17 protein-coding genes are annotated in these 23,216 nt (G+C 72.3%); 5 read left to right on the forward strand and 12 right to left on the reverse strand.

The window, feature by feature from the left end; genetic code table 11:
• The first annotated feature begins 38 nt into the window (after positions 1 to 38).
• From ACFVWW_RS17670 to ACFVWW_RS17680, 3 genes are all read left to right on the forward strand, one after another.
• A complete protein-coding gene (locus ACFVWW_RS17670) occupies positions 39 to 794 on the forward strand; it encodes an SIS domain-containing protein (protein WP_384178869.1) in 756 nt (251 codons plus the stop codon).
• 457 nt (positions 795 to 1,251) lie between these two features.
• A complete protein-coding gene (locus ACFVWW_RS17675; RefSeq protein WP_386878649.1) occupies positions 1,252 to 1,836 on the forward strand; it encodes a carbonic anhydrase in 585 nt (194 codons plus the stop codon).
• Between the two features lie 70 nt (positions 1,837 to 1,906).
• Positions 1,907 to 3,430 carry a SulP family inorganic anion transporter gene (locus ACFVWW_RS17680; protein WP_384332167.1) on the forward strand — a complete coding sequence of 508 codons (1,524 nt, stop codon included), beginning with the start codon at positions 1,907 to 1,909 and terminating at the stop codon, positions 3,428 to 3,430.
• Between the two features lie 80 nt (positions 3,431 to 3,510).
• On the opposite strand, the gene ACFVWW_RS17685 is transcribed toward ACFVWW_RS17680, so the two are convergent.
• On the reverse strand, positions 3,511 to 4,953 hold the full coding sequence (locus ACFVWW_RS17685) for a PAS domain-containing protein (protein ID WP_386878648.1): 1,443 nt from the start codon (positions 4,951 to 4,953) through the stop codon (positions 3,511 to 3,513).
• A 468-nt stretch (positions 4,954 to 5,421) separates the two neighbouring features.
• The gene (gene pdxH / locus ACFVWW_RS17690) at positions 5,422 to 6,111 is read right to left on the reverse strand and encodes a pyridoxamine 5'-phosphate oxidase (RefSeq protein WP_386878647.1); all 690 of its coding nucleotides are present in this window, start codon (positions 6,109 to 6,111) and stop codon (positions 5,422 to 5,424) included.
• A 233-nt stretch (positions 6,112 to 6,344) separates the two neighbouring features.
• Here pdxH and ACFVWW_RS17695 point away from each other — a divergent pair, with 233 nt between their 5' ends.
• On the forward strand, positions 6,345 to 7,457 hold the full coding sequence (locus ACFVWW_RS17695) for a citrate synthase 2 (RefSeq protein WP_386878646.1): 1,113 nt from the start codon (positions 6,345 to 6,347) through the stop codon (positions 7,455 to 7,457).
• Between the two features lie 103 nt (positions 7,458 to 7,560).
• Here the strand turns inward: ACFVWW_RS17695 and ACFVWW_RS17700 are convergent, their stop codons facing one another.
• From ACFVWW_RS17700 to ACFVWW_RS17740, 9 genes are all read right to left on the reverse strand, one after another.
• Complete coding sequence (locus ACFVWW_RS17700) at positions 7,561 to 8,175, reverse strand: TetR/AcrR family transcriptional regulator (protein ID WP_386878645.1); 615 nt, start codon at positions 8,173 to 8,175, stop codon at positions 7,561 to 7,563.
• A 61-nt stretch (positions 8,176 to 8,236) separates the two neighbouring features.
• Positions 8,237 to 8,983 (reverse strand): enoyl-CoA hydratase family protein, encoded by a 747-nt coding sequence (locus ACFVWW_RS17705; protein ID WP_386878644.1) that lies wholly within the window; start codon positions 8,981 to 8,983, stop codon positions 8,237 to 8,239.
• Positions 8,980 to 10,590, reverse strand: a complete 1,611-nt coding sequence (locus tag ACFVWW_RS17710; protein WP_386878643.1) for a 4-coumarate--CoA ligase family protein — start codon at positions 10,588 to 10,590, stop codon at positions 8,980 to 8,982. The genes ACFVWW_RS17705 and ACFVWW_RS17710 overlap by 4 nt, the downstream gene beginning before the upstream one ends.
• Positions 10,591 to 10,634: 44 nt before the next feature.
• Positions 10,635 to 11,774 (reverse strand): acyl-CoA dehydrogenase family protein, encoded by a 1,140-nt coding sequence (locus ACFVWW_RS17715; protein ID WP_384332155.1) that lies wholly within the window; start codon positions 11,772 to 11,774, stop codon positions 10,635 to 10,637.
• On the reverse strand, positions 11,771 to 13,747 hold the full coding sequence (locus ACFVWW_RS17720; protein WP_386878642.1) for an acetyl/propionyl/methylcrotonyl-CoA carboxylase subunit alpha: 1,977 nt from the start codon (positions 13,745 to 13,747) through the stop codon (positions 11,771 to 11,773). Before ACFVWW_RS17720 ends, ACFVWW_RS17715 begins: the two co-directional genes overlap by 4 nt.
• 9 nt (positions 13,748 to 13,756) lie before the next feature.
• The gene (locus ACFVWW_RS17725; RefSeq protein ID WP_386878641.1) at positions 13,757 to 15,355 is read right to left on the reverse strand and encodes an acyl-CoA carboxylase subunit beta; all 1,599 of its coding nucleotides are present in this window, start codon (positions 15,353 to 15,355) and stop codon (positions 13,757 to 13,759) included.
• On the reverse strand, positions 15,352 to 17,154 hold the full coding sequence (locus ACFVWW_RS17730; RefSeq protein WP_386878640.1) for an acyclic terpene utilization AtuA family protein: 1,803 nt from the start codon (positions 17,152 to 17,154) through the stop codon (positions 15,352 to 15,354). Before ACFVWW_RS17730 ends, ACFVWW_RS17725 begins: the two co-directional genes overlap by 4 nt.
• Positions 17,154 to 17,954, reverse strand: coding sequence for a TIGR03084 family metal-binding protein (locus tag ACFVWW_RS17735; protein ID WP_386878639.1), 801 nt, complete (start codon positions 17,952 to 17,954; stop codon positions 17,154 to 17,156). Before ACFVWW_RS17735 ends, ACFVWW_RS17730 begins: the two co-directional genes overlap by 1 nt.
• A 118-nt stretch (positions 17,955 to 18,072) precedes the next feature.
• Positions 18,073 to 18,990: a DMT family transporter gene (locus tag ACFVWW_RS17740; protein ID WP_386878709.1), complete on the reverse strand. Its 918-nt coding sequence runs from the start codon at positions 18,988 to 18,990 to the stop codon at positions 18,073 to 18,075.
• Positions 18,991 to 19,225: 235 nt separating this feature from the next.
• Between ACFVWW_RS17740 and ACFVWW_RS17745 the strand changes: the two genes are divergently transcribed.
• Entirely contained in the window at positions 19,226 to 20,083 is an 858-nt protein-coding gene (locus tag ACFVWW_RS17745) for a LysR family transcriptional regulator (protein ID WP_384178843.1), read from the forward strand.
• A 20-nt stretch (positions 20,084 to 20,103) separates the two neighbouring features.
• Here ACFVWW_RS17745 and ACFVWW_RS17750 read toward each other — a convergent pair whose 3' ends face one another.
• Entirely contained in the window at positions 20,104 to 23,010 is a 2,907-nt protein-coding gene (locus tag ACFVWW_RS17750) for an FAD-binding and (Fe-S)-binding domain-containing protein (protein WP_386878638.1), read from the reverse strand.
• Positions 23,011 to 23,216: the final 206 nt, after the last annotated feature.

The raw sequence follows: 23,216 nt of genomic DNA on the forward strand, positions 1-23,216 counted from the left end.
GGCACAGGCATTCCCCCACCCCTGGAAGGGTCTCCTCGATGAGCGAGTCCAAGCTGGCCGGCCGGTTCTTCGATGCCGCGATCGGCCTGCTGCAGCGCGTACGCGACGAGGAGTCGGCGAACATCGCCGCGGCCGGCACGGTGATCGCCGACACCGTCGCCGCCGGCGGGCGGCTGTTCGCCTTCGGCGCCGGGCACTCCTCGCTCGCCGCGCAGGACGTCGTCTACCGCGCCGGCGGGTTCGCCCTGATGAACCTGCTCGCCGTGCCCGGCGTGGTGGGCGTCGATGTCATGCCGGCCACCCTCGGCTCCGCGCTGGAGCGGGTCGACGGTCTGGCGAGCGCCGTGCTCGAGTCCAGCCCCGCCGCCGCCGGGGACGTGCTGGTGATCATCTCCCTCTCCGGGCGCAACGCGATGCCCGTCGAGATGGCGATGAAAGCCCGGTCGCTGGGGCTGAAGGTCATCGGCGTGACATCGGTGGCGTACGCGACGGAGACCACGTCCCGGCACCTGACGGGGACGTATCTCAAGGACCACTGCGATGTCGTCCTCGACAACAGGATCGCGGTCGGTGACGCGGAGCTGACCGCCGACGGCATCGAGGCCCCGTTCGCCCCCGCCTCCACGGTCGTCACCAGCGCCCTGATGCAGGCGATGATGGCCGCCGCCGCCGAGGAACTCGTCGAGCGCGGCATCGAGCCTCCGCTGCTGCGGTCTGGCAATGTCGACGGCGGGCCCGAGTGGAACAGCCGGGTGATGACCGAATACGCCGACCGGATTTTCTACCGCCAGTAAAGACGTACCCCGGAGCCGTCGAGGGCTCAACGGCGCGACAGACGTAACCAGAGCAACCGAAGTAACCAAAGCAACTCTCGTAACAGAAGCGCCAGAAGTAACTGAAGAGACGGCAGCGAACGGCCGAGGCCTGCGGGAACCGCTCCCCGCGGGCCTCGGCCTTGCCCACGCCCTCGACCCGCCACTTTGCGTCACCAAAGGACCACTTGGCGGAATTTTGATCTTTCACCTGGAAGTAATGTTCGGGCAAAGTAGACGAAGCTGCGGTGTCCCATCATCGGAGCAGACAAACTTTCGCGCACACGACAGCGCGATCATCACGGCAGCTGTCTGCCGGCCTCCCGCGACTGCCGAGACCCGGCAGCGCGTGACGCCCGTACGGCACTGGCGTTCACACCCCCACTGACCCGACCACACCGCGCCCCGGCACGTCCGCGGGTGCAGGAGGCAGGCCATCATGAAGTCACTCATCGACCACGCCCGTACCTTCTCCGTCCAGGTGGCGGAGCGCTCCGAGGAGTTCCGCGAACTCGCGGCGGGACAGACGCCACAAGCGCTGTTCATCACCTGCTCGGACTCCCGTGTCATCCCGTCCCTCATCACCGGCGCGCGTCCGGGTGAGCTGTTCGAGCTGCGTACGGCGGGCAATATCGTCCCCCGCTACGACGCGGAGCGGCCCAGCGGCGAAGCAGCCACCATCGAGTACGCGTTACGTGTCCTCAACGTCCGCGACATCGTCGTGTGCGGCCACTCCCACTGCGGCGCCGTCGGCGCCCTCGTACGCGGTGACGATCTGTCAGCGGTCCCGGCCGTCCGCGGCTGGCTCGACCTCGGCGTCCCCTCGCTGCCGGCCGCCCACGGCCTCGCCCACGCGGTACGCCACCACGCCGCGGCCCAGCTCGACACCCTCCGCGGCTATCCCGCCGTACGGGAACGCCTCGTGGAGGGGCGTCTCTCGCTGCACGCCTGGTACTACGAAGTGGACACCGGCGCGATCAGCGCCCACCAGCCCCACCTGGGCGGGGATTTCAGACCTCTGTGACGGCGCCCTCAGCACCGCTCACTTCCCGCCCCTCGTCCGCTCGCGGACCGCACAGCTAGGAACACCCTTCATGCTCACCCTGTTGAGGGACAAACGTGTCCTGAGGCGCGACCTGCTCGCGTCCCTCGTCGTCTTTCTCGTCGCCCTGCCCCTGTGTGTGGGGGTGGCGGTCGCCTCCGGAGTGCCCGCCGAACTCGGTCTGGTCACCGGCATCGTCGGCGGACTCGTCGTGGGCTTCCTTCCCGGCAGCTCGCTGCAGGTCAGCGGCCCGGCGGCGGGACTGACCGTGCTGGTGTACGAAGCCGTCAAGGAGTTCGGCGTCGGCGCTCTCGGCGCCATCGTGCTCGTCTCGGGACTGCTCCAACTCACCCTCGGCGCGCTGCGTTTCGGCCGCTGGTTCCGGGCGATCTCGGTCGCCGTGGTCCAGGGGATGCTGGCGGGCATCGGCCTGGTGCTCGTACTGGGCCAGGTGTACGCCATGGCGGACACCGCTCCGCCGTCCGGCGGCCCCGGCAAGATCGCCGGACTGCCGGGACTGGCCGGCGGGATCGTCTCGGACGGTACGACGCTGACCGCGTTCCTCATCGGCGCCGGGACCGTGGCCGTTCTTGTCCTGTGGTCCAGGCTGCCGGCCCGGGTCCGGGTGGTTCCCGGACCGCTGGCCGCGGTGGCGCTGGCCACCGGCGCAGCAGTCCTGCTGGATCTGCCCGTCGCCAAGGTCGAGGTGCACGGGCTGCTGGAATCGATCAAGCCCCCTGGCCTCGACGACTTCGGGCAGCTGGCGGGGGTGGCCGCGATCGGCACCGTGCTCGCCTTCACCCTGATCGCCTCGGCGGAGTCCCTGTTCAGCGCGGCGGCGATCGACCGCATGCATGACGGGCCGCGCACCGACTACAACAAGGAACTCATGGCGCAGGGCGTGGGGAACACGGTCTGCGGGGCGCTCGGCGCGCTGCCGATGACCGCGGTCATCGTGCGCAGCGCCGCCAATGTCCAGGCGGGGGCACGGACCTCGCTCTCCCGGATCCTGCACGGGCTGTGGCTCCTGCTGTTCGCCGCGCTGCTGCCGGCCGCGATCGGGGTCATCCCGCTCGCGGCGCTGGCGGGCGTCCTGGTGCACGCAGGCTGCAAGCTGGTGCCCGTCAGGGACCTGGTCCCGCTGTGGCGGGAGCACCGCGGCGAGGCCGTGATCCTGGCCATCACGGCGGTGGCGGTCCTGGTCACCAATCTCTTCGAGGGAGTGGTCCTCGGGCTGCTGCTCGCGGTGGTCAAGACGGCCTGGGAGATCTCCCATCTCCATGTCGACGTACGGGAACTGACCGGCGGCAGGCTGGTGGTGTCCGTCACCGGCAACGCGACGTTCCTGCGACTGCCGCGGATAATGGAACAGTTGGAGGAGCTGCCGAAGGACCGCCCCATCGAGCTGGATCTGTCCGGCCTGCGCCACCTCGACCACGCGTGCCGTATCTCCCTGGAGAACTGGGCGCTGCGCCACAACGACGCGGAAACGGAACCGGTCAGGCTGCTGCCGCCGAAGGCGGCGTCCGTCCCTGAACCCAGGGGTACGGGGACGGACAGGACGGCGGCGCCCTGACGGACCGGGCAAAAGTGACAAGGGCAGCAGGGCCTCGGCCCTGCTGCCCGGCCGCGGATCAGCCACCGGCCGGCCGCGCGTCAGTCCGACAAGGTCCGGGACAGGTCCAGGGACGCCGCCATCCGGACCGTCACATCCTCCGCGTACACCGCGTCCGGCCGTTCGAACGCGACACGGCTCGCTCCCCGGAGAAACGTCACCACACCCAGCGAGCGGCCCCGGCAGCGCAGCACCGTGCACAGCGCGTGCACCGCGTCCGCCGGCCACTGGCGGGAGGCGGCCCAGGTCGAGGAGGGCACACCACCCGACGGGGCGCTGGCGCGGACCGATCCGATGCGGTCCATCGCCTGCAGCGCCGGATGCCCAGGTGCGTACCGCACGGGTATCCCGCCCGCCTCCACCGGCATGCTCGGACCCGACCCGCCGCCGGAGGGCGTCGCCACCGCCCGCACCAGCCGTACGGGGGCTTCCGCGGCCGAGACGGCGAAGGAACCGGTCGGCCCCTCCCCCACCACCAGATCTATCAGCGCGTGATCCGCGAAACCCGCCAGCGCGAAGTCCAGATAGACCGTCGCCGCCTCCATCGGGTCCTCGCACTCCGCGGCCGCCCGCCCCGCCCGGTGCAGCTGGCTGGAGCGGAACCGCAGCCGGTCCGCGTCCTGCGCGGCCAGCTTGATGTCCGTCACGTCCTGGAACATCCACCCCACACCCAGCGGCACCGGCTCCTCCGCCAGCGGGGACGCCAGCTGCAGGAAACCGCTCCGCCAGCAGCGCCGCTGCTCGCCGTCGCCGGTACGGACCGTCACCCACAGCTCGGCGGGCGACCTCGGCGGCCCTTCGGCGAGCACATGGTGGAGCGCGGCCTCCAGCTCCTCGACGCCCCGGACGAGCAGCTCACCGAGCGGCCGCCCCAGCACTGACGTACGCCCGGAGCCGAGCGCCCGCGCCGCATATCCGTTGACCACCGTCGGCCGTAGATCGACATCGACGAGGACGACACCCCAGGACGCTCCCTCGAAGAGCGCCTCGCTGAGCGCGATGGTCCGCTCCAGATCTATCTGCGCGTGGACCTCGCTGAAGGCGGAGTACACCCCGGCGGCCTTGCCGTCGGCCCCGCGCACCCGGGCCGACTGGGTCCGTACGAGCACCCTGCCGCCGTCCTTGCGCAGCAGCGCGAACTCGTCCACCTGCCGGCCGGGTATGTCCATCACGGCCATCAGCCGCGCCTGCACGTCGTCCGCGTCGGCGCTCCGCGCCGCCCAGCCGGCGAAGCCGTGCCGCCCGACGGCCTCCTCGGCCGACCAGCCGAGCACCCGCTCCGCCTCGCGGTTCCAGTGCGTGATCACGCCGTCCGCGTCAAAGGCGCAGAGCGCCGCGTCCATACCGTCGAGCAGGGCCGCGAGCAGATCCGCGCCCGGCCCGTCCCGCTCCGGCTCGGACCCCGCGTCCGGCCCGGACCCGGACGCGGAATCAGGCTCGTCCGGCCCGGGCGCGTTGGTGGTCTCGCTCCGAGAAGCACTCATCTCCGCACCCCCTGCAGGACGCCTCCGCCTGGCTGATGCATGCACGTCCAATCATTGAACTCGAACGTGACCCAGCACACACAAGGTTCCCCGAAATCGTCACGCCCCACAATTCTCTGCCCAGCGCGTACCCACCGCTACCAGCGGGAAAATGCGTGTGATGTACAGCCAAATTCGTCGCATTAATTCACTTGAGTGCTCCCGGAGCCGCGCCTAACGTGTGACGCACACCGAAAGGAGGTGATCCGGAAGATGTACTCAGTCCGGACAAGTGAGGTGGCTGCGGGCTAACGGCTCGCTGTCGCACTCTCGTAGTGCTCGGCCGGTCGACGGTCGAAATCCCAAGCAGTCACCCGACCCGCGGGCCGCCGGTATGTCCGGCCGGCTCCCTCTCCGGAGGGACCATGGCCCGCGGGTCGTCTGCGTGTCCGACGGGCTCCTGAGGGCCTCTGCGGGCAGAGCCGCTCCCTACGGGCAGAGCCGCTCGACCCGCCAGCCGTGTTCCTCGCCGCCGCCCTCGCGGCCGTGCTCCTCGCAGACGTAGCGCAGCCGGTCGTGCAGCCTGTTCTCGTGGCCCTGCCAGAACTCGACCGTCTCCGGGGTGACCCGGAAGCCGCCCCACTGCGGGGGCACCGGGACCTGTTCGTCGTCCGGATAGCGGGCCGCCAGCTCTTCGTAGCGCTGGAGGAGCGCCTCGCGGGAGGCGATCGGAGTGGACTGGTCACTGGCCCAGGCGCCCAGCTGGGATCCGTGCGGGCGGGTGCGGAAGTACGCGGCTGTCTCGTCGCGCCCGACGCGGGCCGCCGTGCCGGTGACGAGGACCTGGCGGGACAGCGGATGCCAGGGGAAGAGCAGCGAGACGAAGGGGTTCGACTCGATCTCGCCGCCCTTGCGGGACGTGTAGTTCGTGAAAAAGACGAAGCCGCGGTCGTCGTACCGCTTCAGCAGCACCGTGCGCGAGGACGGACGGCCGTCGGGCGTGGCGGTCGAGACCACCATCGCGTTCGGCTCGTGCAGGTCGGAGACCGCGACATCCTTGAACCAGCGGGCGAACTGGTCCATCGGGGTGGCGGCGAGGTCCGCCTCCAGCAGCGGGGTCGTGCGGTACTGCTCGCGCATGACAGCGGGATCCGGATTCTCGGGAGGCACGGAGGTCATCCTGCCGCAGGGCCGAGTCTGCCCGGCCCGGAGCTTCGCCAACCCTCGATGGAGGAAGTGAGGCAGTGTGCCGGTTATCACGCTTCCGCGCATCAGAGGAACCCGCCAAAATCTTGGGGCGGGCCACTGTGGCCTTCGTACACCGGGGACTATGGTTCCTGCCTCGCGCACACCGGGATCGACCTGCCCGGCCACCCGCCGAAACCGTCGCACACATCATGAGGAGCCGCCTGATGTCTGATTCCGCCACCTCCTTCGTCCCTGGGCTCGAAGGAGTCGTCGCGTTCGAGACGGAGATCGCCGAACCGGACAAGGAGGGCGGCTCGCTCCGCTACCGGGGCGTCGACATCGAGGACCTGGTGGGGCAGGTGTCCTTCGGGAACGTGTGGGGACTGCTGGTCGACGGGGCGTTCAATCCCGGCCTGCCGCCCGCCGAGCCGTTCCCGATCCCGGTCCACTCCGGTGACATCCGTGTCGATGTGCAGTCGGCGCTGGCCATGCTCGCGCCCGTATGGGGTCTGAAACCGCTCCTCGACATCGACGAGCGCACGGCCCGTGACGATCTGGCGCGTGCCGCGGTGATGGCCCTGTCGTACGTTGCCCAGTCGGCGCGCGGCCAGGGGCTGCCGATGGTGCCGCAGCGGGAGATCGACAAGGCGGAGTCGGTCGTCGAGCGCTTCATGATCCGCTGGCGCGGGGAGCCCGACCCCCGGCATGTGAAGGCCGTCGACGCCTACTGGACGTCGGCCGCCGAGCACGGCATGAACGCGTCGACGTTCACGGCCCGGGTGATCGCCTCGACCGGGGCCGATGTGGCGGCCGCGCTGTCGGGAGCGGTCGGTGCGATGTCGGGGCCGCTGCACGGCGGTGCGCCCTCGCGGGTCCTCGGCATGATCGAGGAGATCGAGCGCACCGGCGACGCGACGGCGTACGTCAAGCGGACCCTGGACAAGGGCGAGCGGCTGATGGGCTTCGGGCACCGCGTCTACCGGGCCGAGGACCCGCGGGCGCGGGTGCTGCGGCGTACGGCGAAGGAGCTGGCCGCGCCGCGGTTCGAGGTGGCGGAGGCGCTGGAGAAGGCCGCGCTGGAGGAGCTGCACGCGCGCAGGCCCGACCGGGTGCTGGCGACGAACGTGGAGTTCTGGGCGGCGATCATGCTGGACTTCGCCGAGGTCCCGGCGCACATGTTCACGTCGATGTTCACCTGTGCCCGTACAGCCGGCTGGTCGGCGCACATCCTGGAGCAGAAGCGCACGGGCCGTCTGGTGCGTCCGTCGGCCCGCTATGTGGGTCCGGGGACGCGGGATCCGCGGGAGATCGAGGGGTACGACGAGATCACCCACTGATCCGCTCTCTCCACGGCCGGACGGCTGTGGGGAACGGCGCCGCGCCCGGCGGGAACGGGAGCGGCGCCGCCGTACGTCCACGTCCCGTGGAGCCGGGCGGGCGTCAGCCCAGCACGCCGTCCAGGATCCGCGACCACTCGGCCACCACCCGCTCCCGCCGCTGCGTGTCATCCGTCAGCAGGGTCGCCAGGCCCAGTCCGCGCGCCATGTCCAGCAGCCCCTGGACGGTCTCCCGTACGCCGGGGACGGATTCGTCGGCGCCCAGCAGTTCCACCGCGATCCGGTGGGACTCCCGCCCCACCCGGGCCTCCAGCTCGGTGACCCGGGGGCGCAGCTGGTCCTCGTCGGAGGCCGCGACCCACAGTTGCAGCGCGGCCCGGAACAGCGGCCCGGTGTAGAGGGCGACGATCCCCTCGACGGCCTCGCGGCGGTGCGCGGGCCCCGCCGGGACCAGGTCGCGCAGCGCGGAGGACCGTTCCTCCGCCACGTACTCGACGGCCGCGGTGAACAGATCCTCACGGGTCGGGAAGTGGTGCTGGGCCGCGCCGCGCGAGACACCGGCCCGCTCGGCGACGACGGAGACCGTGGAGCCCGCCCAGCCGTGTTCGGCGAGGCAGGTCACGGCGGCCTCCAGCAGCCGCCGGCGCGTGGCGCGGCTGCGGTCCTGCTTGGGCGCGGACCCGGGCAGGATCCGCCGCGCGGGCCCTGGACGAGTCATTCCGAAGTCCCGTCTGCCCGGCCGCGCTCCGGGCGGACGACGCTACTTCGGAACGACTCGTCTAGAGCACCCACGCGGCGTCCCGTCGTTCCATGAACGCCGCGATGCCTTCGCGCGCCTCCGCCGTCACGAAGAGCGAGGCGGAGCGCTGGACGAGATCCTCCGCGTACAGGTCGAAGGCGTCCAGCACGCCGACGGTGAGCAGCTTCTTCGACTCCGCGAGCCCCTGCGGCGACGCCCTGCGCAGCCCGTCCAGTACGGGCGCGAGCGCGGCGTCCACGTCGTCGGCCGCCTCGGTGATCAGTCCGGCGGCGGCCGCGCGGTCCGCGTCGAACAGCTCCCCCGTGAGGGAGTACCGGGCCGCGGCGCGCGGCTCGACGCGCGGCAGGAGCGGCAGCGAGATCACGGCGGGGGCGACTCCGATCCGTACCTCCGTGAACGCGAAGTCCGAGCCGCGGTCGGCGAGGGCGAGGTCGCAGGCGCCGAGCAGCCCGAGCCCGCCGGCCCGCACATGGCCGCTGACGCGCGCGACGACCGGCTTGGGCAGCTCGACGATCTGCCGCATCAGGGCGACGAAGGTGTACGGGTTCGCCGGCGCCTTGAGGTCGGCGCCCGCGCTGAAGGTGCTGCCGGTGTGGGTGAGCAGCACGGCCCGTACGGAGGGGTCCTTGCCGCAGGCGGTGAGGGCGTCGCCGAGTGCGTCGACGAGCCGCGCCGACAGGGCGTTGCGGTTCGCCGGCGAGTCCAGGGTCAGGGTGGCGATGCCTCGCTCGTGCGCGGTCACGACCAGCCTCGCGGGGTCCGTCACGTGTTCTCCCTTTCGCGGTTCCGCGGTTCGCGGTCCCTCTGTTCACGGTCCCTCAGCTCACGTCTGAGGATCTTGCCGGAGGCGGCGCGGGGCACGCCCCCGATGAATTCGACCCGGCGGACCTTCTTGTACGGGGCGACGCGCTCGGCGACGAACGCCATGACGTCGGTCTCGGTGAGCGCCTCGGAACCGGGCCGGCGAACAATGTAAGCCTTCGGCACCTCGTTGCCGTCCGCGTCGTAGACACCGATCACCGCCGCGTCCGCTATGGACGTGTGGGTGAGCAGCACGGCTTCGAGGTCGGCCGGGGCGACCTGGAAGCCCTTGTACTTGATGAGTTCCTTGACGCGGTCGACGACGAAGAGCCAGCCGTCGGCGTCGACCCGGCCGACATCTCCGGTGTGCACCCAGCCGTCGGCGTCGATCATCTCGGCGGTGGCGTCGGGGCGGCCGAGGTAGCCCTTCATGACCTGCGGGCCGCGCAGGAGGATCTCGCCCTCGGCGCCGGGGTCCACGTCCTTGCCGGGGTCGGCCAGGGCGACGACGCGCATCTCGGTGCTGGGCAGGAGCTTGCCGACGGCGCCCGGGGGCGGGTCGGCGGCGGACAGCGGTACGACATGGGTGCCGGGTGACAGTTCGGTCATGCCGTACGCCTGCCGTACGGGCGGGAGGTTCAGCCGGGCCGAACAGGCGGCGGCGAGCCGCGCGTCCAGCGGGGCGGCGGCGCTGAGGATGTAGTCGAGCGACGACAGGTCGTACTGCGCGACGGTCGGGTGCTTGGCCAGGGCGAGGACGATGGGCGGGGCGACGTACAGGCCGTTGATGCGGTGCTTCTCGATCGCTCCGAGGAACTGGTCGAGGTCGAAGCGCGGCAGGACGACGACGGTCGCGCCATGGCTGAGGGGCGCGTTCATCAGGGCGGTGAGCCCGTAGATGTGGAAGAACGGCAGGACGGCGAGGATCCGGTCGCCGGGGCCCATGGGGACGACCGGTTCGAGCTGCGCGAGGTTGGTGGCGATCGACCGGTGCGTGAGCATGACGCCCTTGGGGAGGCCGGTGGTGCCCGAGGAGTACGGCAGGGCCGCGATGTCCTCGCCGGGGTCGATGGCGATGTCGGGCTCGGGGGCCGTCGACCCCGCCATGTCGAGGATCGAGCGGTGCCCCTCGGCCCGGTCGCAGACGAAGATCTCCTCGATCCCGCCGACGAGTTCGGCGGAGCGGCGGGCCACGTCGAGCAGCGCCGCGACGGTGACGATCCAGCGGGCGGCGGAGTCGCGCAGCTGGGTGGCGAGCTCCTCCGGCGTGGCGAGGGGGTGGGCGGTGGTGACGGAGGCGCCGGCGCGGGTGGCGGCGTAGAAGACGGCCGGGTACGCGACGGTGTTCGGGCTGTGCAGGGCGAGGACGTCGCCCTTGCGTACGCCGGCGTCGGTGAGGGCGGCGGCGATGCGGCGGTGGAAGGTGTCGAGCTGCGTATAAGTGATGCTCGTGCCGGCCGCGCCGTCGATGAGCGCGACGGTGTCGCCGTACTCGGCGGCGCGGCCGAGCACGGCCTCGTGGATGGGCAGATCAACGGCCGGGACATCTGCGTACTCGCTACGGAAGACCATGACGACCCCTTACGACGCGATGTGGACGGCCAGAATCGCCTGTCTCAGTAGGACTTGGGGAGACCCAGGGACTGGTGGGATACGTAGTTCAGGATCATCTCCCGGCTGACCGGCGCGATCCGGGCCACGCGGGCGGCGGTGACAAGGGACGCGAGGCCGTACTCACGGGTGAGGCCGTTGCCGCCGAGGGTGTGTACGGACTGATCGACGGCCTTCACACAGGCCTCGGCGGCGGCGTACTTGGCCATGTTGGCGGCCTCGCCGGCGCCGATGTCGTCACCCGCGTCGTAGAGGTACGCGGCCTTCCGCATCATCAGCCGGGCCAGTTCGAGTTCGATGTGCGCCTGAGCGAGGGGGTGGGCGATGGCCTGGTGGGCGCCGATGGGCTCCTTCCACACCTGGCGGGTCTTGGCGTACTCGACGGCTTTGCCAAGGGCGTAGCGGCCCATGCCGATTGCGAAGGCGGCGGTCATGATGCGTTCGGGGTTGAGGCCGGCGAAGAGCTGGAGCAGCCCGGCGTCCTCGTCGCCGATGAGGGCGTCGGCGGGCAGCCGGACGTCGTCGAGGACCAGCTCGAACTGCTTCTCGACGGCTTGGAGTTCCATGTCGATCTGCGAGCGCCGGAAGCCTTCGGCGTCGCGGGGGACGATGAAGAGGCAGGGCTTGAGCGTGCCGGTCCTCGCGTCCTCGGTACGGCTGACGACGAGGGTGGCGTCGGCGATGTCGACGCCGGAGACGAACACCTTGCGGCCGTTGAGTATCCAGCCGCCCGCGTCCTTCCTGGCCGTGGTGGTGATCCGGTGGGAGTTGGAGCCGGCGTCGGGTTCGGTGATGCCGAAGGCCATGGTGAGAGAGCCGTCGGAGAGGCCGGGCAGCCACTGCCGCTTCTGGGCGTCCGTACCGAACCGGGCGATCACCGTGCCGCAGATGGCGGGCGACACGATCATCAGCAGCAGCGGGCAGCCTTCCGCGCCCAACTCCTCAAGTACGAGGGAGAGTTCGACCATGCCGCCGCCTCCGCCGCCGTACGCCTCGGGGAGGTTCACGCCGAGGTAGCCGAGCTTGCCCGCCTCGCGCCAGAGGGTCTCCCGGTCGTAGCCGCGGCCGTGCCGGCGGCCGAGGGCGGCGACGGCGGTTCGCAGCGCCGTGTGCTCTTCGGTCTCGATGAGAAAGCTGCTGCTCATGAGGGTTGTTCCTCCTGTGCATCGGTGACGACGGTGTCCGTGACGACGGCGGTGTCGGTGACGACGGCGAGCAGGGCGCCGACCTCGACCTGGCGGCCGGGGACGGCGTGGAGCGCGGTGAGGGTGCCGGAGGCGGGCGCGGTGACGCGGTGTTCCATCTTCATGGCCTCCAGCCAGATGAGCGGCTGTCCCGCGGTGACCTCCGCGCCTTCGGCCAGTCCGTCCGCGATCCGTACGACGGTCCCGGGCATGGGCGCGAGCAGCGACCCGGGCTCGGTCCGCAGGCTCGGATCGGTGAACCGGGGCCGGGCGGTGAGGCGGTACGAGCCGGCGGCGCTGTCGACATGGACCTCGTCGCCGTACGCGGTGACGTCGAAGTGCCTTACGACTCCTTCGACTTCGAGGCTGACGCGGTGCGGCGCGGTGGCGATGACGCGTACGCCGTCGGCCTCGACGTCGAATCCGTCCCGGGTGGCCCGGTAGCGGACCTCGTGCTCGCCGTACGTCCCGCTCTGCGTCCGCGCCCCCACATTGCGCCAGCCCCCGAGCCGCGCGGGCACCGTGTCCCGGGTGGCGCGGGCGGCCGCGGCGGCGAGCGCGGCGGCCAGGGCGGCGTGCTCCTCGCCGGGGGCGGGCGCGGTGAGGCCGTCGAGGTGCCGCTCGTAGAACCCGGTGTCGGCCCGCCCGGCGACGACGTCCGGATGGAGCAGCGACCGTACGAGCAGCTCCCGGTTGGTCACAGGACCGTGCACCCGGGCCCGCCGCAGGGCGTACCGGAGGCCGCGCACGGCTTCGGCGCGGGTGGGAGCCCAGACGATGACCTTCGCGAGCATGGCGTCGTAGTGCACGCCGATCGTGTCGCCGTGGGTGTACCCGGTGTCGACACGCAGCCGGGGCGCGAGGGGACGGTCCGCGGGGGCGCCCGCCACCTCCAGCAGGTGCAGCGTGCCCGTCTGGGGCGCCCAGTTCCTGGCAGGGTCCTCCGCGTAGAGGCGGGCCTCCATCGCGTGGCCGCGCGCGGGCGGGGGCTCGGGCGGGAGTTCGGCGCCCTCCGCGATGCCGAGTTGCAGGGCGACCAGGTCCAGGCCGAACACCTCCTCCGTCACCGGGTGTTCGACCTGGAGGCGGGTGTTCATCTCCAGGAAGTACGCGCGGCCCTGCGGCGAGATCAGGAACTCGACCGTGCCCGCGCCCCGGTAGCCGACCGTGCGGGCCGCGGCCACCGCCGCCTCGCGCAGGGTGGCGCGCAGCCCGTCCGGAAGACCCGGCGCCGGGGACTCCTCGATCACCTTCTGGTGGCGCCGTTGCAGCGAGCAGTCGCGGGTGCCCAGCGCCCACACCGTGCCGTGCGCGTCGGCGAGGATCTGCACCTCCACATGCCGGCCGCGCTCCACGTACGGCTCCGCGAAGACCTCCCCGTCCCCGAAGGCGGACCGCGCCTCGGCCGACGCCGCCGTCATCTCCTCGGCCAGTGACGGGAGTTCGCGGACGATCCGCATGCCCCGGCCGCCGCCCCCCGCCGCCGCCTTCAGCAGCAGTGGCAGGTCGGAGGCGGTGGCGGAGGCCGGATCCACCGGCGCGAGCAGCGGCACCCCCGCCGCGCCCATCAGCTCCTTCGCGCGCGTCTTCGACGCCATCGCCTCGATCGCGCCCGGCGGCGGTCCGATCCACACCAGGCCCGCGTCCAGCACCGCCCGCGCGAACTCCGCGTTCTCGGACAGGAATCCGTACCCGGGATGCACGGCGTCCGCGCCCGCCGCGAGCGCCGCCTTCACGATCAGGTCGCCGCGCAGATACGTGTCGGCGGGCGCGGCCCCCGGCAGCCGTACGGCGGTGTCCGCCTCCCGGACGTGCAGGGCGCCCGCGTCGGCGTCCGAGAACACCGCGACCGTCGCGATCCCCAGCTCACGGCAGGTACGGAAGACGCGGCAGGCGATTTCGCCGCGGTTCGCGACCAGCACACTCTCGATCATCTGGTGACCTCACATCCGGAAGACGCCGAAGCCGCCCCGCACACCCTCGACCGGGGCGGTGTGGAGGGCGGACAGGCACAGGCCGAGGACGGTGCGGGTGTCGCGCGGGTCGATGACCCCGTCGTCGTACAGCCGTCCTGACAGGAACATCGGCAGGGACTCGGACTCGATCTGCTGCTCCACCATCGCGCGCAGCGCCGCGTCCCCCTCGTCGTCGTACGGCTGTCCCTTCGCCGCCGCCGAGGCCCGCGCCACGATCGACAGGACGCCCGCGAGCTGCTGCGGCCCCATCACCGCGGACTTGGCGCTCGGCCAGGCGAAGAGGAAGCGCGGATCGTAGGCGCGGCCGCACATGCCGTAGTGCCCGGCGCCGTACGACGCGCCCATCAGCACCGACAGATGCGGGACGGTGGAGTTCGACACGGCGTTGATCATCATCGCGCCGTGCTTGATGATGCCGCCCTGCTCGTACTCCTTGCCGACCATGTAGCCGGTGGTGTTGTGCAGGAAGAGCAGCGGGATGTCGCGCTGGTTGGCGAGCTGGATGAACTGCGCGGCCTTCTGCGACTCGGCGGAGAACAGCACGCCCTGCGCGTTGGCCAGCACCCCCACCGGATATCCGTGCAGCTCCGCCCAGCCGGTCACCAGGCTCGGCCCGTACAGCGGTTTGAACTCGTCGAAGTCCGAGCCGTCCACGATCCTGGCGATGACCTCGCGCGGGTCGAAGGGGATCTTCAGATCGCCGGGGACGATGCCGAGAAGCTCCTCCTCGTCGTACGCGGGCGGCTCGGCCGGGCCGGGATCGGCATGCGCCTTGCGCCAGTTGAGGCGGGCGACGATCCGCCGCGCCTGCCGGATCGCGTCCTGCTCGTCCACCGCGAAGTGGTCCGCGAGACCCGACGTACGGGCGTGCATCGCGGCGCCGCCGAGGGACTCGTCGTCGCTCTCCTCGCCGGTGGCCATCTTCACCAGCGGCGGTCCGCCGAGGAAGACCTTCGACCTGTCCTTGATCATGACGGTGTGGTCGGACATGCCGGGGACGTACGCCCCGCCCGCCGTGGAGTTGCCGAAGACCACCGCGACGGTCGGGATGCCGGCGGCGGAGAGCCGGGTGAGGTCGCGGAACAGGGCCCCGCCGGGGATGAAGATCTCCTTCTGGGAGGGGAGATCGGCGCCGCCCGACTCGACGAGGCTGATGCACGGAAGGCGGTTGGCGTACGCGATCTCGTTGGCGCGCAGGGCCTTCCTCAGGGTCCACGGATTGCTGGCCCCGCCGCGCACGGTCGGGTCGTTCGCGGTGATCAGGCACTCGACGCCCTCGACCACCCCGATGCCGGTGACCATGGACGCGCCGACGGGGTAGTCACTGCCCCAGGCGGCGAGCGGTGACAGCTCAAGGAACGGGGTGTCGGGGTCGAGGAGCAGCTCGATCCGTTCGCGGGCGAGGAGCTTGCCGCGCGCGCGGTGGCGGGCGACGTACTTCTCACCGCCGCCGGCCAGGGCCTTGGCGTGTTCGGTGTCGAGCAGCGCGAGCTTGGCGAGCATGGTCGCGCGGTGCGAGGCGTAGTCGGGGGACGTGATGTCGAGGGCCGACGGGAGCACGGTCACAGCAGGACCTCCGGGGACAGCGGTACCTCCGGGGACAGCGGTACCTCGGCGGACAGCGGCGCCTCGGTCGGCAGCAGTGCCTCGGGGATGTCGGCGTACCGGGACCGCAGCCACTCGCCGAGCGCCTTGGCCTGCGGGTCGAACCGGGCCTGGGCGGCGACGCCTTCCCCGAGGAGCCCTTCGACGGTGAAGTTGAGGGCGCGTAGATGGGGCAGGGTGTGCCGGACGACGGTCAGGTCCCGGCTCTCGGGGATCAGCTGCCGGAATCTCTCGGCCGTCAGCTCATGGACCAGCCACCGCCAGGCGTCCTCGCTCCTCGTCCACACGCCGACGTTCGCGTCGCCGCCCTTGTCGCCGCTGCGGGCGCCCGCGATCAGTCCGAGGGGCGCGGAGCGGGTGGGCAGACCGGCGGGCAGCGGCTCGGGGAGCCCGTCCGCCGGCTCCGGGACCGGCTCAAGCACCTTCGTACGTACGGGGGACGGCACCGCCACCCGCTCGCCGTCCGGCAGCACCGCCGTGTGCGCGACCCGCGCCGCGTCGACGTACGCCGCCTCGAAGACCCCGTACGGCGTGCCCTTCCCCGGCGGGGCCGTCACATGGAAGCCCGGGTAGCTGCCGAGCGCCAGCTCGATCGCCGCCCCGCTGACCGCCCGCCCCACCGCCTGCGGATCGCTGTCGCGCACCACGAGCCGCAGCAGGGCGCTCGCGGTCTCCTCGGTGTCCGCGTCGGTCCTGTCCGTACGGGCCAGCTCCCAGCGGACCTCCGCCGGGCGGCGTTCGCCGAGCGCGTCCTCCACCTGCGCGCGCACCAGCCGGGCCTTGGCGTCGATGTCGAGGCCGGTGAGGACGAAGACGACCTCGTTGCGCAGGCCGCCGATCCGGTTCAGCCCGACCTTCAGCGTGGGGGGCGGCGCCTCGCCCCGTACGCCGGAGATCCTGACCCGGTCGGGTCCTTCCTGGGCCAGCCGTACGGTGTCGAGGCGAGCGGTCACGTCCGGTCCCGCGTACCGGGCGCCCCCGGTCTCGTACAGCAGCTGGGCGGTGACGGTGCCGAGGTCGACCACTCCGCCCGTGCCGTCGTGCTTGGTGATGACCGCGGAGCCGTCGGCGTGGATCTCGGCGAGGGGGAAGCCGGGACGGCGCACGTCGTGCGCACGGAAGAAGGAGTAGTTCCCGCCGGTCGCCTGGGTGCCGCACTCCAGCACATGCCCGGCGACGACCGCGCCCGCGAGCGCGTCGAGGTCGTCCGGGCCCCAGCCGAAGCGGGCGGCCGCCGGGCCGGTCACGAGCGCCGCGTCGGTGACGCGTCCGGTGACCACGACATCGGCGCCGGCGCGCAGGCAGGCGGCGATCCCGGCGCCGCCGAGGTAGGCGTGGGCGGTGAGGACTCCCTCGCCCCAGCCGCCGTGCGCCGACAGGTCTCCGCGTGCCAGCAGGTCGTCGCCCTCGACATGGGCGACCCGTACCGGCACGCCCACCCGCTCGGCCAGCGCGCGCACGGCGGCGGCGAGTCCGGCCGGGTTCAGTCCGCCCGCGTTGGCGACGATCTTCACGCCCCGCTCGTGCGCGAGGCCGAGCCCCTCCTCCAGCTGCCGCAGGAACGTCTTCGCGTAGCCGGCGCCCGGGTCCTTCAGCCGGTCCCTGCCGAGGATGAGCATGGTCAGCTCGGCGAGATAGTCCCCGGTGAGGACATCGAGCGGGCCGCCGGTGAGCATCTCGCGCAGCGCGTCGAAACGGTCGCCGTAGAAGCCGGAGGCGTTCCCGATCCGCAGCACGTCGGCCGACGTGTCGACGGTCATCAGGCCCCCTCGGCACGACCGGCGGGCGCGCGGCCCGCGCCGGCCGGTCCCGCGAAGGCCTGCGCGATGTCCAGCCAGTGATCGGCCGCCGCGCCCTCCGCCTGTACGGCGAGATCCGCGCGGTGCGCCCGCTGTGTCACCAGCAGACAGAAGTCCAGCGCGGGCCCGGTGACGCGCTGGCTCGCGCCCTCGGGGCCGTACGTCCACAACTCCCCCGCCGGGCCGGTCAGTTCGACGCGGAACGGGTCGGTGGGCGGCTCCTCACCCCGTACGAAGTAGGCGTAGTCACGGGCCCGTACGCCGATCCACGCGACATGCCGCAGCCGCGCGGTCGGCTCGCGTGGGACGCTGAGCGCGTCGGCGACGTCCTGGCCGTGCGCCCAGGTCTCCATCAGCCGCGCCGTCGCCATCGAGGCGGCGCTCATCGGCGGCCCGTACCAGGGGAAACGCGCGCCGGGCGGTGCGGCCCGCAGCGCCTGCTGGAGCCGCTCGCGGCCGTCGCGCCAGCGGGCGAGCAGGTCGGCGGGCGGGAGTACGGCGCCGGCCGCCGCCCCCTCGTCCACGAAGGAGTCAGCGGCCGCGAGAGCCTTCCGCGCGTCCGCCGCGAATGCGCCCGGGTCGGTGACGGCGAGCAGGGCGGCCGCGTCGGTCCAGGTCAGATGAGCGATCTGATGGGCCACGGACCAGCCGGGGGCCGGCGTCGCGAGGGCCCAGCGGCCGGGGCCGAGCGGGCCCACCAGCCGGTCGAGTTCCTCGCTCTCGCTGCGCAGATCGTCGAGCACTGCGGCAGAGTCGGACACGGGTGCGCTCCCCTCGGGACACGGCGGTGTGCGTGTCCCGGAGCATGGCAGCGCCCGGAGAAACAAGCAAGCATGCTTGCTTTGGACCGTGCGACGGGGCCGTCCGGCGACAGGGGCCCTACTTCTTCTCGGCCTGTCGCCCCACCTGGGTCCGTACCGCGCCCATGCTCGCCACGATGACCAGCGCGATGGCCAGCGCGTCGGTGGCCGAGAGCGCCTGGTCCAGCAGGAGGAATCCGGCGGTCGCCGCGATGGCCGGTTCCAGACTCATCAGCACGGCGAAGGTCGGGGCGGGCAGCCGCCGCAGGGCGAGGAGTTCGAGGGTGTACGGGAGTACGGAGGACATCAACGCCACCGCCAGAGCCAGCCCCAGCGTCGACGGCACCAGCAGCTTCGACCCCGACTCCAGGATCCCCAGCGGCAGGGCCAGCAGCGCGCCGACCGCCATCGCCAGCGCCAGCCCGTCGGCCTGCGGGAAGCGCCGGCCGGTACCCGCGCTGAAGACGATGTACGCCGCCCACATGGCGCCCGCCCCGAGCGCGAACGCCGCGCCCACCGGGTCGAGACGGTCGAAGCCGCCGCCGCTGAGCAGGAGCACACCGCCGAGCGCGAGAACGGCCCACAGGACGTTGATCAGCCGCCGGGAGACGATCACGGAGAGCGTGAGCGGGCCGAGGACTTCGAGGGTGACGGCCACGCCCAGCGGGATGCGGTCGACCGCCTGATAGAAGAGGCCGTTCATGGCGGCGAGGGCGACGCCGAAGGCGACCACCGTCCCCCAGTCGGCGCGCGAGTAGCCGCGCAGGGTGGGGCGGCAGACGGCGAGCAGGACGATCGCGGCGAGCCCGAGCCGCAGCGAGACGACGCCGACGGCGCCGGTGCGCGGCATCAGCAGGACGGCGATGGCGGCGCCGAACTGTACGGAGAGCCCGCCGGCGACGACGAGGGCGACGGGGCCGAGGGTGCGCCTGGAGGCGGCGGGCCGGTCGCCGGGCTGGGCGAGGCCGCCGTCCGCGACCCCGGCGGCCTCCGGCAGCGAGACAGCGGCCGCGGCGGTGGTGGCCGCGGCGGTGGTGGCCGCGGCGGTGGTGGCCGCGGCGGTGGTGGTACGCGGCTCTTCCACCGGAAACCTCTCCTAGTTCACTTCACTGGACTGGAGGTCCAACATACTGCACCTCAACCGTCGGCATCCGCCGACATCCACCGTCACGCTACGACTCCGGCGCTCACCCTGTGAAATGCCGATTGGGCTGCCGTTATGCTCCACGCGCATGAGCATCGAGCTGCGCCACCTCCGCTGCTTCCTCGCCATCGCCGAGGAGTCGAGCGTGACCAGGGCGGCGACCCGGCTGCATCTCACCCAGCCCGCCGTCTCCCGCGCCCTCGCCACGCTGGAGAAACATCTCGGCGTGCGGCTGGCGGAACGCTCCACCCACCATCTCGCCCTGACCGCCGAGGGCCGCGCCTTCCGCGACAAGGCGGCCGTGGCGGTCGCCGCGTTCGACGACGCCCTCGACGCGGGGCGGCTGCGCCGCCGGCCGCTGCGGCTCGGGCACCCGTGGTCGGCTTTCGGCCCGTACACTACGCCGCTGCTCCGGCGCTGGCATCAGGAATATCCGGAGACCCCGCTGGAGCTGCTCAGGATCGACGACCGTACGGCGGGGCTGACCAGGGGCGAGGTCGACGCGGCGCTGCTGCGCGGGCCGGTGGGGACGCCGGGGCTGGTCAAGGAGCTGCTGTTCACGGAGCCCCGCATCGCGGCGGTCCCGGCCGACGGGCCGCTGGCCGCGCGTACGTCACTGACGCTGGCGGACCTGGCGTCCGAAGTGGTGATCGTGAACACGGTCTCGGGTACGACGACCCCGGCCCTGTGGCCGCCGCAGGCCGGCCCGGCGATCACGCTGACGGTCGCCAACACGGACGACTGGCTGGCGGCCATCGCCGCGGCGCGGGGCATCGGCGTCACCGGCACCTCGACGGCGGCCATGCACCCCCACCCGGGCGTCGCCTACCGCCCGTTGCCCGATGCCCCGCCCCTCCATGTCTTCCTGGCCTGGCGCGAAGGCACCACCCACCCGGCGATCCCCCAGCTGGCGGCACTGGCCCACGAGTTGGCGTCAGGAGCCTGAGGCACGGGCGTACAGCCACCTCACAGTCCCTCCGCCAGCACCTCCGCCAGGTGCCGGGCCCGGTAGCCGCCCAGCTGGTCGAGCTGGGTACGGCAGGAGAAGCCGTCCGCCAGGACCTCCGGGCCCTGCGATCCCTCCGCCGCCGCCTCTGCCGCCCTTACCGACGGCAGCAGTTGGTCCTCCGCGCAGGCCACCGACACCTCGTAGTGGCCGCGTTCGAAGCCGAAGTTGCCTGCCAGACCGCAGCAGCCGCCGCTCAGATCCCCCGTCAGGCCCGCGCGTTCACGCAGCCGGCGGTCCGCCTCGTCGCCCAGGACCGCGTGCTGGTGGCAGTGCGTCTGACCGGCCACCGCGCGGTCGAGGCGGGGCGGCTGCCAGTCGGGGGCGCACTCCTCCAGCGCCTGGGCGAAGGTACGGACCGACGCCGCGAGCCGCGCCGCGCGCGGGTCGTCGGCGAGCAGTTCCGGCAGGTCCGTGGTCAGCGCCGCCGCGCAGCTCGGTTCCAGGACGACGACCGGCAGGCCCAGGTCCAGCAGCGGTTCCATCCGGTCCAGGGTGCGGCGCATGACCGTACGTGCCCGGTCGAGCTGACCCGTCGAGACATAGGTCAGCCCGCAGCACACCCGGCCGCCCTGCGGCGACACGATGCCGATGCCGGCCGCCTCCATCACCCGTACCGCCGCCTGTCCGACCGATGGCGAGAGATGCTCCGTGAAGGTGTCCGGCCACAGGACCGCCGTACGGCCCTGCGGGAAGACACCCGTCCTGGCCGCCATGTGCCGCCGCAGCCACCGCCCGAACGTCTCCGGGGCCAGCCGCGGGATCGCCCGCTCCGGAGCGATGCCCCCCAGCCGCTTCGCGACCGCCGCCAGCGGCCGCACCCGCGCGGCCGCGTTCAGCACCCGGGCGAACGGCGCCGCCGCCCGTAGCCACAGCGGCAGCCAGCCCATCGCGTAGTGCTCCGCCGGCCGCAGCCGCCCCGCGTAGTGGTGGTGCAGGAACTCCGCCTTGTACGTGGCCATGTCCACGCCCACCGGGCAGTCGCTGCGGCAGCCCTTGCAGGACAGGCACAGGTCCAGCGCGTCCCGTACCTCCGTCGAGCGCCAGCCGTCCGTCACGATCTCGCCCGCGAGCATTTCGTGCAGCAGCCGCGCGCGCCCGCGTGTGGAGTGCTGTTCCTCGCCCGTCGCGCGGAACGACGGGCACATCACACCCGCACCCGTACTCGGCCCGGCCACCCGGCACTTGGCGACGCCGACACACCGGCGTACGGCCCCGGCGAAGTCCCCGCCCTGCGGACCGTCGTGCGGATAGCTGAACGCGACATCGACGGGCTCGCGCGGCAGTACCGCGAAGCGCAGGTCCGCGTCGAGCCGGGCGGGACGGGCCAGGACGCCGGGGTTCATGCCGCCCGCCGGATCCCACACGTCCTTGAACCGGCCGAAGAGACCGACCAGTTCCGCTCCGTACATCTTCGGCAGCAGCTCCGCGCGCGCCAGCCCGTCGCCGTGCTCCCCGGACAGCGAGCCGCCGTGCGCGACCACCAGCCCGGCCACGTCCTCCGAGAAGCGCCGGAAGCGCCGTACGCCGTCCTCGCTCAGCAGGTCGAAGTCGATACGGACATGGATGCAGCCGTCCCCGAAGTGACCGTACGGCGTGCCACGCAGACCGTGCTCGGCCAGCAGGGCGCGGAAATCGCGCAGATACGCCCCGAGCCGGGCCGGCGGCACCGCGCAGTCCTCCCAGCCGGGCCAGGCCTCGCTGCCGTCGGGCATCCGGGTGGCGGTGCCCGACGCGTCCTCCCGTACCCGCCACAGCGCCCGCTGCCCGGCCGGATCGTCCACCACCGTCCCGTCCAGCGCGTCGGCCGCACGGAGCATCGCCGACGCGGCGGCCCGCGCCTCCGCGGGCGTCGCGCCGCCAGTCTCCACGAAGAGCCAGGCCCCGCCGCGCGGCAGGTCGTGCCCGCTCCGTACGAGATCCTCGGCCATGCCCTCGACGGTCAGCGGACCGTACGGAAGCAGCCCGGACGCGGCTTCGGCGGCCGCGCTCTCGTCCGGATACCCCAGGACCGCGAGGGCACGGGCCGCGGGCGCCTCGACCAGCCGTACGGACGCTTCCGTGACGATCCCGAGCGTGCCCTCGCTGCCGCAGAAGGCGCGGGCCAGATCGACGCCCGCCTCGGGGAGCAGCGCGTCCAGCGCGTATCCGGAGATCCGCCGTGGCAGCCCCTGGGGGAAGCCCGTACGCAGCAGCGCGAGGTGGCTGTCGACCAGCGCGCGCAGTCCGGCGGGGGCGCCGTCCCAGCCCTGGCCGAGGCGCAGCGTGTCACCGCCGTACGTGGTGACGGACAGCCCGCGGACGTTGTCGGCCGTCGTGCCCCAGGCCACCGAGTGGGATCCGCACGAGTTGTTGCCGATCATTCCGCCGATCGTGCAGCGATTGTGCGTGGAGGGATCGGGCCCGAAGGTCAGGCCGTACGGCCGCACGGCGTCGCGCAGGTCGTCCATGACGACGCCGGGCTGTACGACCGCCGTACGCGCCTCGGGGTCCACCGACACGATCGACCGCAGATGGCGGGTGAGATCGAACACCACGCCCACGCCCGTGGCCTGCCCGGCGATCGAGGTCCCGGCGCCGCGTGGCACCACTGGCACCCCGTGCCGCCGGCACACCTCCAGCGCCGCCGCCACGTCCGCCGCGTCACGCGGGGTGACGACGCCCACCGGCACCCGCCGGTAGTTGGACGCGTCCATCGTCATCAGCGCCCGCGCCGCCGCGCCGAAGTCGACCTCACCGCGCACGGCTGCCTTCAGCTCGCGCGCCAGTGCCGTCGACGCCGCCGCCGTGGCCGCTTTCGTTGCCGCTGCGGCCTCCGTCGCCGCTGCCGCTTCTGTCGTTTTCCGCTGCTCCGCCTGCTCAGCCATAAGCCCAGGATGCCTCTGTTATCACCTCAGCCCCAGCTTTTCCCTACCTGCCACACCAGCAGCACACAAGAAATCAAACAGGAATCTCCCAAACTGATCGTCAATTCTCCTATAGTGACCACCGTTTGAGCATGATTCAACAGATGGACGCCTCGCGGCATCTGCTCGAAGCGGCCCCACCCGTGTCCCGCCCTGCCCCACCCCTC

The sequence above is a fragment of the Streptomyces sp. NPDC058198 genome (assembly GCF_042882605.1).
Lineage (GTDB): Bacteria > Actinomycetota > Actinomycetes > Streptomycetales > Streptomycetaceae > Streptomyces.